This window comes from Alishewanella agri BL06 (assembly GCF_000272005.1).
In the GTDB taxonomy this organism is placed as follows: domain Bacteria; phylum Pseudomonadota; class Gammaproteobacteria; order Enterobacterales; family Alteromonadaceae; genus Alishewanella; species Alishewanella agri.
Genome location: NZ_AKKU01000015.1, coordinates 1 through 12,710, shown reverse-complemented (window position 1 = coordinate 12,710; position 12,710 = coordinate 1). Strand labels below are relative to the sequence as shown.

Annotated in this window: 15 protein-coding genes; 13 read left to right on the top strand and 2 right to left on the bottom strand. The window is 50.9% G+C overall.

All coding sequences use genetic code 11. The annotated features are described in order from the left end of the window. The first annotated feature begins 25 nt into the window (after positions 1-25). The 11 genes from AGRI_RS08070 to alr all read left to right on the top strand — a co-directional run bounded on the left by AGRI_RS08070 (position 26) and on the right by alr (position 10,273). Positions 26-646 carry a tetratricopeptide repeat protein gene (locus tag AGRI_RS08070; RefSeq protein ID WP_008984463.1) on the top strand — a complete coding sequence of 207 codons (621 nt, stop codon included), beginning with the start codon at positions 26-28 and terminating at the stop codon, positions 644-646. Positions 647-713: 67 nt separating this feature from the next. Beyond that, positions 714-3,086, top strand: a complete 2,373-nt coding sequence (gene rnr, locus AGRI_RS08065) for a ribonuclease R (protein ID WP_008984462.1) — start codon at positions 714-716, stop codon at positions 3,084-3,086. A gap of 32 nt (positions 3,087-3,118) precedes the next feature. After that, complete coding sequence (rlmB, locus tag AGRI_RS08060) at positions 3,119-3,856, top strand: 23S rRNA (guanosine(2251)-2'-O)-methyltransferase RlmB (protein ID WP_008984461.1); 738 nt, start codon at positions 3,119-3,121, stop codon at positions 3,854-3,856. 107 nt (positions 3,857-3,963) lie between these two features. After that, on the top strand, positions 3,964-5,628 hold the full coding sequence (locus tag AGRI_RS08055) for a S41 family peptidase (protein ID WP_008984460.1): 1,665 nt from the start codon (positions 3,964-3,966) through the stop codon (positions 5,626-5,628). Beyond that, positions 5,625-5,999: a Slp family lipoprotein gene (locus AGRI_RS08050; protein ID WP_008984459.1), complete on the top strand. Its 375-nt coding sequence runs from the start codon at positions 5,625-5,627 to the stop codon at positions 5,997-5,999. The genes AGRI_RS08055 and AGRI_RS08050 overlap by 4 nt, the downstream gene beginning before the upstream one ends. A 196-nt stretch (positions 6,000-6,195) precedes the next feature. Continuing rightward, positions 6,196-6,573: a 30S ribosomal protein S6 gene (gene rpsF, locus AGRI_RS08045; protein WP_008984458.1), complete on the top strand. Its 378-nt coding sequence runs from the start codon at positions 6,196-6,198 to the stop codon at positions 6,571-6,573. A gap of 7 nt (positions 6,574-6,580) precedes the next feature. Beyond that, a complete protein-coding gene (gene priB, locus AGRI_RS08040; RefSeq protein ID WP_040291688.1) occupies positions 6,581-6,886 on the top strand; it encodes a primosomal replication protein N in 306 nt (101 codons plus the stop codon). 11 nt (positions 6,887-6,897) lie between these two features. Further along, complete coding sequence (gene rpsR / locus AGRI_RS08035; RefSeq protein WP_008218940.1) at positions 6,898-7,125, top strand: 30S ribosomal protein S18; 228 nt, start codon at positions 6,898-6,900, stop codon at positions 7,123-7,125. Between the two features lie 18 nt (positions 7,126-7,143). Further along, entirely contained in the window at positions 7,144-7,596 is a 453-nt protein-coding gene (rplI, locus tag AGRI_RS08030; protein ID WP_008984456.1) for a 50S ribosomal protein L9, read from the top strand. A 206-nt stretch (positions 7,597-7,802) separates the two neighbouring features. Further along, positions 7,803-9,194 carry a replicative DNA helicase gene (gene dnaB / locus AGRI_RS08025; RefSeq protein ID WP_008984455.1) on the top strand — a complete coding sequence of 464 codons (1,392 nt, stop codon included), beginning with the start codon at positions 7,803-7,805 and terminating at the stop codon, positions 9,192-9,194. Further along, on the top strand, positions 9,194-10,273 hold the full coding sequence (alr, locus tag AGRI_RS08020) for an alanine racemase (RefSeq protein WP_008984454.1): 1,080 nt from the start codon (positions 9,194-9,196) through the stop codon (positions 10,271-10,273). The genes dnaB and alr overlap by 1 nt, the downstream gene beginning before the upstream one ends. Positions 10,274-10,295: 22 nt before the next feature. On the opposite strand, the gene AGRI_RS08015 is transcribed toward alr, so the two are convergent. Together AGRI_RS08015 and AGRI_RS08010 are read right to left on the bottom strand one after the other, a co-directional pair. After that, positions 10,296-10,760 (bottom strand): chemotaxis protein CheX, encoded by a 465-nt coding sequence (locus AGRI_RS08015; RefSeq protein ID WP_008984453.1) that lies wholly within the window; start codon positions 10,758-10,760, stop codon positions 10,296-10,298. A gap of 97 nt (positions 10,761-10,857) precedes the next feature. Then, entirely contained in the window at positions 10,858-11,295 is a 438-nt protein-coding gene (locus AGRI_RS08010) for a transcriptional repressor (RefSeq protein WP_008984452.1), read from the bottom strand. 145 nt (positions 11,296-11,440) lie between these two features. Between AGRI_RS08010 and AGRI_RS08005 the strand changes: the two genes are divergently transcribed. Both AGRI_RS08005 and dusA read left to right on the top strand, forming a co-directional pair. Continuing rightward, positions 11,441-11,671: a DUF2798 domain-containing protein gene (locus AGRI_RS08005; protein WP_008984451.1), complete on the top strand. Its 231-nt coding sequence runs from the start codon at positions 11,441-11,443 to the stop codon at positions 11,669-11,671. A 20-nt stretch (positions 11,672-11,691) separates the two neighbouring features. Next, positions 11,692-12,672 (top strand): tRNA dihydrouridine(20/20a) synthase DusA, encoded by a 981-nt coding sequence (gene dusA, locus AGRI_RS08000; protein ID WP_040291683.1) that lies wholly within the window; start codon positions 11,692-11,694, stop codon positions 12,670-12,672. Positions 12,673-12,710: the final 38 nt, after the last annotated feature.

Sequence of the window (12,710 nt, the reverse complement as noted above, 5' to 3'; positions counted from 1 at the left end):
ACCTTAACAACGGTAATCTGACGCTATGCGAAAATCTTCAGCTCTGACAGCACTCATCACCTTGCTGCTGATTCCGGTATTATCAGCGCAGGAGCTGCAACCGGTAGAGTTATATACTCAGGATGAACTGCTGAAAATGATTCGGGTAAATAGTCATTTACAGCGGGTTAAGGCAGATGAATGTCAGCTGGTGCAGGATATCGAAGCCCGGGCTGAGATCATGAAGCTACCATCTTACCAGTTTTTGTTTGGCGATATGCTGGCCTATGGCGTTTGCGTGCCACGTGACGTGGAGCGTGGTTGGGATTTTATGTTGCAGGCAGCATCTCAGGGACTACCGGAGGGGCTGGAACAAATTGGCCGCTATTATCATATTGGCCGTTTTGTGCAGCAGGATCTGGCGAAAGCGATTATCTATTTACGCGAAGCGGCGGCGATGGGTAATTTAAAGGCGCAGCTGCGGCTGGCGGAAATTCTGGTCGCGGGGCAAGGTAGTCCAAACGATTTCGAGCAAGCTTATCGCTGGTTACATCATAGCATTACCGCAGATCAGGCAACTCATGCTAAAATCAATCGCCTGAAAAAACAGCTGGCAGACAAGATGCCAGCACGGGTAGTGGCGAATGCCGAACGCCCTGTCAGATGAAATTCATCTCATTTTCTCTGCGGGGTGTTACACTGAATAGTATCGAAAGGAAACAAAAGTTTAATTAATGACGGTAAATGATCCGCATCTTGCGCGTGAGCAAGAAAAATACGACAACCCTATCCCCAGCCGCGAGTTTATTCTCGAGCACATCGAAAAACGGCAACAGCCGGCCTACTTTGAAGAACTGGTAAGCGAACTTGGTCTGAATGACGATGAGGCGATCTTTGCGCTGAAAAAGCGCTTACGTGCTATGGAGCGCGATGGCCAGCTGCTGTTTACCAAAAGTAAGCGCTATGGGTTAGTCGATCACATGGATTTAGTCAAAGGCACGGTGATGGGTCATCGTGAGGGCTTTGGCTTTTTAAAATTAGAACAAGGCGGGCCAGACTGGTATCTGCCGTTCCATGAAATGCAGCGTTTGCTGCCAGGCGATAAGGTGCTGGCGACCGCTGCCAGCGTGAAAAGCAAAGATAAGATCGAAGCGCGGGTGGTGCGGGTCTTAGAGCCGCGCAGCGAAGCCATTGTCGGCCGTTATTATAAAGACCATGCGCTTTGCGTTGTAGTGCCCGATGATGCGCGGATCTGCCAGGATATTATTGTGCCTGAAGGTGAGCAGGGTGCGGCCCGCCATGGTCAGGTGGTATTAGTAGAAATTACGCAGCGGCCATCGAAGCGGGTGAACGCCATGGGGCGGGTGGTCGAAGTACTGGGCGAGCATATGGCGCCCGGGATGGAAATCGAAGTGGCGATCCGAAATCATCAGATCCCGCACGTCTTTTCCGATGCGGTGATTCAGCAAGTCGCGAAATTTGGCGAAGAGGTACCTGCTGCGGCTAAACAGGGGCGGGTTGATTTGACGCAGTTACCTTTGGTGACTATCGACGGTGAAGATGCCCGTGACTTTGACGATGCGGTCTATGCCGAAGCCAAAGAGAACGGCGGCTGGAAGCTGTGGGTCGCGATTGCTGATGTCAGCGCTTATGTGCAATTTGGCACACCTCTGGATCACAGTGCGCTGGAGCGCGGGAACTCGGTGTACTTTCCGGACCATGTGGTTCCTATGTTGCCCGAAGCCTTGTCGAATGGTCTGTGCTCATTAAATCCGCACGTTGACCGCTTATGCTTTGTCGCTGAAATGCATATCAGTGCGCACGGCAAGCTGGAAAGCTATCAGTTTTATGAAGCGGTGATGCATTCAGCGGCGCGCTTTACCTATAACAAGGTGCATGCCATTTTACAGGGCGATCCTAAGCTACGGCAGGAATATGCCGCCCAGCTAACCAACCTGGAAACTCTGTACAGCCTGTATAAAAAACTGGCGAAAGTACGGGCACAGCGCGGTGCCATTGAATTTGAAACCGTGGAAACCCGTTTTATCTTTAACAGCCACCGCAAGATTGAGCAGATTGTGCCGGTGCATCGCAACGAAGCGCATAAGATCATTGAAGAATGTATGATTATGGCCAACGTGGCGGCGGCACGCTTTATTGAGAAGCATGAAGCTCATGCCTTATTCCGCGTACACGAGCGGCCGGATGGCGATCGCTTTGCTAACTTTAAACGCTTTTTAGCTGAGCTGGGCATTGAAGCCAATCTGTCAGATGAGCCGACACCGTTGGAGCTGACTGAGGTGTTGGCGCGTTTGTCCGATCGCCCCGACCGCGAACTGATTGAAACCACGATGTTGCGCTCAATGAAACAAGCGGTATATCAGGGTGATAACCAGGGACACTTTGGTTTGGCGCTGGAAGCCTATGCCCACTTTACCTCGCCAATTCGCCGCTATCCGGATCTGGTGCTGCACCGGGCCATTAAAGCCATTCTGGCGAAACAAGGCCAGCAGGTTACCGGTCCGAAAGCCTATATTGAAAAAGATATGGCGCCACTCGGTGAGCAGTGCTCGATGACGGAGCGGCGGGCCGATGATGCGACCCGTGAAGTCGCCGACTGGCTAAAATGTGAATATATGCAGGATCACCTGGGCTCAGAGTTTCCGGGGGTGGTGTCAACCGTCACCAATTTTGGGCTCTTTGTCAGACTGAGTGACTTGTATATTGAAGGTTTGGTGCATGTCACCTCGCTGCAGAATGACTATTACCGCTTTGATACCGAACGGCAAATTCTGACCGGTGAGCACTCAGGTGTCAGTTACCGGATGGGCGATGCGGTGACCGTGAAAGTGGTGGCGGTGAATCTGGAAGCGCGGAAAATTGATCTGGTACTGGTGGGCGAAGCTCGCACCCAGGTTTCTGGCCGGCAGATTAAAGCCAGTAAAAATGCCGCTTTTGAAGAAAAACTGGCGCGGCAAGCTGGCAAAACTGCGCCGGCCAAGGCGGGCAAAGCAACCAAAGCAGGCAAAACCACCAAAGCAGCCAAAGCCCCGGCAGGTAAAAAGCCTGCTGTGCCCAAAGCAAAGAAATCCAAGAGTCGCCGCTAATCCGGCGCTCTGTAATTCACTACAGGTAAGCTATGAGTAATGATCTGGTATTTGGCCTGCACGCGGTCGAAGCCTTATTAAAACGCGCGCCACAGGATGTGCTGGAAATTTTCGCGTTAAAAGACCGCGACGACAAACGGATGCAGCCATTGTTGCAGCAAGCGCGGCAACACGGCATTTCAGTGCAATTTTGTAATCGTAAAACCCTGGATGAGATGGTCGGCGGCCAGCATCAGGGTATTGTGGCTAAAGCACGGTTAAGCAGCAGTGGTAACGAGGCTGATCTGGCGGCGATTATTGAAACCCAGAGTAAACCCTTGTTATTGGTGCTGGACGGTGTGACTGATCCGCATAACCTGGGTGCCATTTTACGTAGCGCGGATGCGGCCGGTGTGCATGCGGTGATCGCACCAAAAGATCGCTCAGTAAAATTAACATCAGTGGTACGCAAGGTCGCCTGCGGTGCCGCCGAATCGGTGCCCTTTATTACGGTAACGAATCTGGCGCGCACCTTACGCCAATTACAGCAAGCAGGGGTTTGGGTAGTAGGTACTGCCGGTGAAACTGAAACCCTGGTCTACCAGGCCGATTTAACTGGGCCTTTAGCGCTGGTATTAGGCGCCGAAGGCGAGGGCTTACGGCGTCTGACCCGGGAAACCTGTGATGCCCTGGTAAAGATACCGATGTTTGGCTCGGTGTCGAGTTTGAACGTTTCGGTTGCTACTGGCATTTGCTTATTTGAAGCAGTACGGCAACGGCAGCAGGTGTAACTGGCCCGCCACCCTCTGACTGTGGGTGCTTGCACCACCGAAACTTTCATGTTAATTTCGGGTAAATTTTTAGCTGGAAGCCCTGAATTAAATAGTGGAGGTTGCATATGATTAGTAAAAAATCATTAACAATGTCATTGTTGTCACTTTCCGTGATAACGCTGACGGCGTGTGGCGGTGGTGGTTCCGGTGGCTCTGCCGGTGGTGGTGGCGGTTCTGGCAATACCACGCCTACCGCTCCAACCTGGGTTGCTGGCCAGTTCCCGGCCGAAAGTACCTTAAAGAACTTCTGTCAAACGCCGCGTACCGGTACTGACCCTTTTAATAGTAACCGTCCTTATCCGGATCGTGCCGGCACCGCTATGCACGAAAAAATGTGGTTACGTTCCTGGACTAATAATACTTATCTTTGGTATCGCGAAGTCGTTGATCGTGATCCGGCACCCTACAGTGTGGCTCAGTATTTTAATCTGCTTAAAACAGAACAGCTAACCGACTCAGGCACGCCGAAAGATAATTTCCACTTTACTGAGAACACCGCTGAATACCAGCAACAAACGCAAGCCGGCGTATCCGCTGGCTATGGTATTCGTTGGTCTTTTGGTCGTAACACCCCACCACGTGAACTGACGATTGCTTACACCGAGCCAAACTCACCGGCAGCCAATGCGGGTCTGGTAAGGGGTGACAGATTACTAAGTGTTAATGGCATTGACTTTGTTAACGATAATACCCAAGCCGGTGTTGACCTGCTAAATCGCGCACTTTTCCCGTCAGCTACCGGCCAGCGCTTTGACTTTGTGTTTGAATCGGCTGCGGGTGCACGTAAAGCCGTAAGTATGACATCGGCTAATGTGGCTGCGTCGCCGGTGCAAAATGTCAGAGTGTTGGATACCTTTGCCGGTAAGGTGGGCTACGTGCAATTTAACAGTCATATTGCGCTGGCACAGCAGCAATTGATTAGCGCAGTAAACCAGTTCGCGGATGCCAATATTGACGAGTTGGTGATTGATTTACGCTATAACGGCGGTGGTTTGCTAGCCTTGGCATCTCAGCTCGGTTATATGGTAACGGGTCCGAATATTATTCAGGGTAGCTTCTTTGAACGGACTATCTTTAATGATAAATATCCGAATACCAACCCGGTTACCGGTCAGACATTGTCTCCGGTGCCGTTTTATTCGAAAGTCATTGATTATGAAGCAGGGCGCCTGACTGACACTGATTTGCCGTCATTAAATCTAAGCCGGGTCTTTATCTTAAGTACCGGGAACACCTGCTCTGCCAGTGAAGCCTTTATCAATGGTTTGCGCGGGATTGATGTTGAGGTGATCCTGATTGGCGATCAAACCTGTGGTAAGCCTTATGGTTTTTATCCGACTGACAACTGTGGTACGACTTACTTCACCATCCAGTTTACCGGCGTAAATGCCAAAGGTTTTGGTGAATATGCCGACGGCTTTATTCCAAAAACCAATCCGGTGTTCCAGGCTGATGTGAAAGGCTGTCCACTGGCGGATGACTTCAGCAAACAGCTGGGCGATCCTGCCGAACGTTTACTTGGCGCGGCGGTTTATTATGCGCAGAATGATCGCTGCCCGATGGTTGAAGCAGGCAGTGCTGGGTTTGGTAGCTTACAAATGTCTGATAATCATGCCCGGGTGGATGACGACGCGGCTGGCAAGATGCGTTTGTTAGATCCTCGTTATCAGGACATTCTGTTTAATAATAAGCTGATGACTGAACTGCAGCCGGCGGAGGGTAACCCGTGAAAGCGATAACCATCTTGACCTTGGGCAGTATGTTGTTACTGACCGGCTGTCAAAGTGGTGCAGCGGCAGAGCCGGCTGTGTTAGTGGCTGGTGGCGCTGAAGTCCGCCAGCAACTGAACGATTTTATTACCAGTATTGTCGGTGGTAACACTGTGACCTTAGCCGATGATGTACTGCAACAGAGTCCGGAGCTGTTTATTGAGCAGCGAATGCCGCTCGATAGCCAAGGTCGCCCCTTGGACGGTCGTCACCAATTACCGTCCTATCGCTTTGTACTGGTTAAGGCGGGAGACAGCTGTATTTTACAGCATCCGGGTTCAGGCAAGAGTGTGCGGCTTAACGGCGCCCGTTGCCAGACTGTGGCACGTTAAAGTTGCTCACCCGGTGTATCTAATGTTCAGGCCAGCTTGCTGGCCTGAACTTTTTTTGTGCAATCTGCCGCTTTCACTTGTTATTTCACGGCTGAGTCCTTAAAATACGCGACCTTCGGCCATACACTCAACGTTCCTTGCCTTTATAAGAACCCGGCCGAGTTCTTCCGAGGCTTACTAACCGTAAGGAGCTACAATGCGTCATTACGAAATCGTTTTTATGGTTCACCCAGATCAGAGTGAACAAGTGCCTGGTATGATCGAGCGTTACACTGGCGCGATCAAAGAAGCGGGCGGTTCTATCCACCGTTTAGAAGATTGGGGTCGTCGTCAACTGGCTTACCCAATTCAAAAACTGCACAAAGCACACTATGTGCTGATGAACGTGGAAGCACCACAAAGCGTGATCGATGAGCTGGAAACTAACTTCCGCTACAACGATGCGGTATTACGTAACCTGATTATGCGCACTAACGGTGCCATCGTTGAGCCATCACCAATGGCTAAGGTACGTGAAGAGCGTCGTGAGCGTGCTCCTCGTGAAACTGAAGAGCAAGTAGCAAACGACGAGTAAGTTGTAAATGGACAATATCCTTGTGCTAAGCGGCGCCCTTTGCCGGCACCCTGAGCGCAGCGAGAGTCCGGCGGGGATCCCGCACACTGTGTTAACCCTGGAACATCGCAGCATGCAACAGGAAGCTGGCTTAAACCGCCAGGCTTATGTCCGGATGCAGGTGGTATTAAGTGGCACAGTGTTACAACAACACGCTCAGCATCTGACGTTGGGCAGCATGGTTCGGGTGAGTGGTTTTTTAAACCGGCACCAAAGCCGCAGTGGTCAGGCAAAACTGGTCCTGCATGCGCAACAGATTGAACAATTAAGTTAGGAGACAGACAAATGTCACGTTTTTTCCGTCGCCGTAAATTCTGCCGTTTTTCTGCAGAAGGCACTGTAGAGATTGATTACAAAGACACCGCCGTTCTGAAAAACTATGTTACAGAAAGTGGCAAGATCGTACCAAGCCGTATTACTGGCACCAGCGCTAAATATCAGCGTCAGTTAGCCCGCGCCATCAAACGCGCTCGTTACCTGGCTCTGTTACCATACAGCGACTCACACAGCTAATACAGAGGGGTATAGGCAATGCAAATTATTCTGTTAGACAAAGTCGCAAACCTGGGTGGTTTAGGTGACAATGTAACTGTTAAGTCTGGTTATGCCCGTAACTTCTTATTCCCACAGGGTAAAGCAGTTCCGGCTACTAAGGCTAACATCGAGAAGTTCGAAGCCCGTCGTGCTGAATTAGAAGCCAAACTGGCTGCTGACTTAGCAGTAGCTAACGACCGTGCTGCTAAGGTTGCTGAACTGGCTCAGGTTACCATCGCTTCTAAAGCGGGTGACGAGGGTAAACTGTTCGGTTCTGTTGGTACTCGTGATATCGCTGATGCGATCACTGAAGCCGGCGTAGCTGTAGCTAAAGCGGAAGTGAAGTTACCAAACGGCACTTTACGTGAAACTGGCGAGTTCGAAATCGATCTGCAGTTACACGCAGAAGTGATTGCAACCATTAAGGTTGTGATCATCGCTGAAGCCTAATCATGGCTAAGACGCACTGCCGCCTGGCAGTGCGTTTGTTATTTTCCGCATCATCTGTTTTTCCTGTGTGTTTTTCCTTACTATCCATATCCTATTCAACTGCCAGTCAGTTGGTAGCGCATAAAATTTTATAAGCTTTAATTGGCTTTGGCGCAGTCGCGGGTTAGCATGACGCCATCAGCAAGTTTTTCCTGTGGTAGTAAAACGTGGCACAACAAAGTGTAAAAGATAAACAGGTTGCAGCAGTAAAGATGCCGCCGCATTCGATTGAAGCGGAGCAATCGGTGCTGGGTGGCCTGATGCTGGATAATGAAGCCTGGGACCGGGTTTCTGAAAAGGTAGTCGAGCATGATTTTTATCTGCGCTCGCACCGGCTGATTTTTAATGCGATGGCACGGCTGGCAGAAGGTAACCAGCCGATTGACCTGATCACCGTTTCCGAAGCGCTGGAAGCCAATCAACAGCTGGATGATATTGGCGGCTTTGCTTATTTGGGCGAAATTGCCAAAAACACCCCCAGCGCTGCGAATATTCTGGCCTATGCCGATATCGTGCGCGAACGCGCGGTAGTGCGGGATATGATTGGTGTTGCCCATGATATCGCTGACGCCGGCTACGATACGCAGGGCCGCACTGCGGCAGAGCTGCTGGACTTTGCCGAAACCAAAGTATTCAAGATTGCCGAGCAACGCGCCAAAGCCAATGAAGGGCCGGAGCCCATCAACAGCATCCTCGCCAAAACCATTGATAAAATTGATGCGCTGTATCGTTCACCGCAAAACGGTATCACCGGCGTGTCGACCGGCTATGTCGATCTGGACAAGATGACCAATGGTTTGCAGCCGTCGGACCTGATTATCGTCGCGGCGCGACCATCAATGGGTAAAACCACCTTTGCCATGAATCTGTGTGAACATGCGGCTATTACCAGCGATAAGCCGGTATTGATTTTCAGCTTAGAGATGCCGTCAGACCAGATTATGATGCGGATGCTGGCCTCATTAGGCCGGATTAACCAGACCAAGGTGCGTACCGGCCAGCTGGAAGATGAAGATTGGGCGCGCTTGTCATCGGCGATAGAGCTTCTGAACAGCAAAGGCAAAATGTATATCGATGATGCCTCAGGCTTAACCCCTACCGAAGTGCGTTCGAGGGCAAGGCGAATTGCCCGCGAGCACGGTGGCTTAAGCATGATTATGGTCGACTATCTGCAGCTGATGACGGTACCCGGGATGAGTGAAAACCGCACCCTGGAGATCGCCGAAATTTCCCGCTCGTTAAAAGCCCTGGCAAAAGAATTGAAAGTGCCGGTAGTTGCGCTATCGCAGCTTAACCGTTCACTGGAACAACGCGCCGATAAGCGGCCGGTGAACTCTGACTTGCGGGAATCGGGTTCGATAGAACAGGATGCGGATTTGATTATGTTTATCTATCGTGATGAGGTCTACCACGAGGATACAGCAGATAAAGGTACGGCTGAAATTATTATCGGTAAGCAGCGGAACGGCCCAATTGGCCGGGTGCGTCTAACTTTCCACGGCCATTTCTCGCGCTTTGATAACTATGCCGGCAGTGCCCGTTTTGAGGATGAGTATTAATGAGTCGGCGGCCGGTCGCGCAGATCAATTTGCAGGCGCTACAACATAATCTAGCCCGGGTGCGGCAATTGGCACCACAGAGTCAGGTATTGGCGGTGTTAAAAGCGAATGCCTATGGCCATGGTTTGGTCAGGGTGGCACAAGCACTCAGTGATGCCGATGCCTTTGCGGTGGCACGAATAGATGAAGCCCTGGCGCTGCGTACTGGCGGCATTGTGAAACCGATAGTGTTACTCGAGGGCTTTTATGAGGCCGCTGAGCTGCCGCTGTTACTGGCCAATAATCTGCAAACCGTGGTGCATAACGAACTACAACTACAGGCGCTGGAGCAAGCGGCACTGGATGGCCAGTTAAAGGTCTGGCTAAAGATCGATAGCGGTATGCACCGGCTGGGCATCGAGCCGGCGCAATTTGACGACTTTTACCGTCGCTTGTGGCAATGCAGCGCAGTGTTACCGGGGATCCGCCTGATGAGCCATTTTTGCTGTGCTGATGAGCCCGGCTCAGATCGTACCTTGCAGCAATTGGCGGTATTTACTGATCTTATTGCCGGTAAAGCAGAACAGCGTAGCTTGGCCAACTCAGCGGCGATTCTGGCCTTTCCGCAAAGCCATGCTGAGTGGGTAAGGCCTGGGCTGATGTTACACGGCATTTCGCCTTTTATTGACCAGATTGGCACTGCGCATCATTTACAGCCGGTAATGCGTCTGAGTAGTCGTCTGATTGCGTTGCGTAAGGTGCGGGCCGGTGAGCGGGTTGGCTATGGCGGGCATTGGCAGGCGGCTTGTGATACCACTGTTGGCGTAATTGCTGTCGGATACGGTGATGGCTATCCTCGGCATGCCTTCAATGGCACACCAGTGTGGTTAAATGGTCGCGAGGTGCCGTTGGCTGGCCGGGTATCAATGGATATGATTACCGTCGATCTTGGACCGAACGCACAGGACAAGCTTGGGGACGAGGCGGTGTTGTGGGGGCCGGAGCTAGCAATAGAGCGGGTGGCTGCCTGCGCAGCAACCATCCCTTATGAACTGTTATGTAATATTACGCCGCGGGTCGATTATCAGTATTTGTTATAAGCTGAGCCGCTACAGCAGGCGGCTATTTATCAAAGCTCACTTCGATATGGACTTTGCCAAACTCTGAGCTGAAAGGCATCAGAATAGTCGGGCCATCGCATTTATGGGTAATAGTATGGTTCTTCCCGGAGACTACGATTGGGGTCGCCATTGAAAATTCATAACCTTTTTCACCAAGGATCCGCTTGGCACCGCCAGTAACCATATTGGTGATTTCGCCCACCATATCGGTCACATCGGGGTTAATGCCGCTGGGGCGCTCACCCAGCATCCGGAACATAATTTCAATCGCGAGCTTTTCGTCAAAGCTGACCGAAAATGAGCCTTTCATAGTCGGTCCGACCATGCCGATTAAGCCGGACACATCACCTTGCGCCACCTCTTCTTTTTTTATACGCGGTTGACCAGGTACAATCTTGGTATTGGCCATAGTTGACAGCACATTCACCAACGAAGAAAGAAAAGGGTTTATGTATTCAACATTCATTTAAATGCCTATGGGTTTGAGAATCAACATACTGGCAACAGTCTTAAGCCTAGAAGTTTTTACTTTATAATACAAGAGCGAACAGCAGTTTGTGCGTTTAATTTCCACGACATTGCCGACAACTGCCCCGTGCTTCAATAGTTTGATGGTGAATATGAAACCCGAGCGCGGCGGCCTGCTTACTAAACTCGGTATGCAGGGTAGCAGAATGCAGTTCGGTTACGTTGCCGCACTTTTCACAGATCAGCAACTGTGCCGGATGATGTTTATCAAAATGCTGGCACAGCATAAAGGCATTACTGGATTCAATTTTGTGGATAAAGCCTTGTTCGGTTAAAAACTCCAGGGCGCGGTAAATGGTCGCAGGTTTAGCCGCAGGTTCGGTTTGTTTCAGTTGCTCCAACAGTTCATAGGCACCCTGACCACCATGATTCTCTGCCATCAGGCGAAACACTTTTTCCCGAATGCTGGTAAAGCGGGCACCATTTTGCTCGCAAATTGCTCGCGCCCTGGACACTAAACTCTCAGTTGACATTCCTGTACTCCCATCGGCAACCTTTCTGACGCAGTGTATCATATTGCCGGTTCTGCGCTAGTGTTGCCGGGGCATACCGATACGCTGCAACACAGGCGCAGATAGGGTATAATGCGGTGCTTTAGTAGTAGACGTTGAACCTAGAATGCCCAAATTACCGTCCAAAATGGCTGCTTTTGTGATGCCATTACTGTTATCGATATTGATGACCTTTATTGTGTCTCTGGTTAGTACTTTGAAAAGTCTGGGTCTGGAAGCCTTTACGGTACAAGGATGGCTTTCTGCCTGGGGGTTGTCCTGGTTGATTGCTTTTCCAACCTTACTGTTGGTACTGCCGCTGGTTAAAAAGCTGACCAGCTACCTGGTACACACCTAATTATTGAAAGGTCTGCTGAATTGAACAACCTTGTGCTGCCACAAAAATTCTCCGTTGCTCCGATGCTGGATTGGACAGATCGGCATTGTCGTTATTTCCATCGTTTGATGAGTAAACACGCGGTGTTGTATACCGAAATGGTCACCACGGGTGCCATTATCCATGGCAAAGGCGACTATCTGGGCTTTAGCCAGCAGGAGCAGCCACTGGTACTGCAACTGGGGGGCTCTGAGCCGGCTGAACTGGCTCATTGCGCCAAGCTGGCTGAGCAGCGTGGTTACGATGCGTTGAATCTTAACGTTGGCTGCCCGTCAGATCGGGTACAAAACGGTATGTTTGGCGCCTGCCTGATGGCCAGACCACAGCTGGTCGCTGATAGTGTAAAAGCAATGCAGGATGTGGTCAGTATCCCGGTCAGTGTCAAAACCCGCATTGGTATTGATGATTCTGACGAGTATCAGTTTTTGCAGGATTTTGTTGCTACTGTTGCTGAAGCCGGTTGCCAGCAGTTTGTAATCCACGCGCGTAAAGCCTGGTTAAAGGGCTTGAGTCCGAAAGAAAACCGCGAAATCCCGCCACTCAATTATGATCGGGTGTATCAGCTTAAACGTGACTTTCCGCAGCTGGATATCAGCATTAATGGTGGTATTAAAACGCTGACAGACGCACAACAGCATTTACAGCAACTGGATGGTGTGATGATAGGCCGGGAAGCTTACACCAACCCCTATCTGCTGAGTCAGGTTGATGCGCTGTTGTACCAAGATCATTGGGCCGTACCAAGCCAGCATCAACTGGTACGCTTGATGGTACCCTATATTCAGCAGCAGATACAGCAAGGGGCGCGTTTTTGGCACATCGCCCGCCATATGTTGGGCTTATTTCAGGGCATGCCGGGTGCCCGGCAATGGCGACGTTTGTTGAGTGAGCAAGGACATTTGGCGAGCGCTGAGCCTGAGCTGTTGTTGCAGGCGCTGGCATTGGTACCAGAACCTGGCTAGAATAGCATCATCATTGCGAATAAAACAAAAAAGTAGTC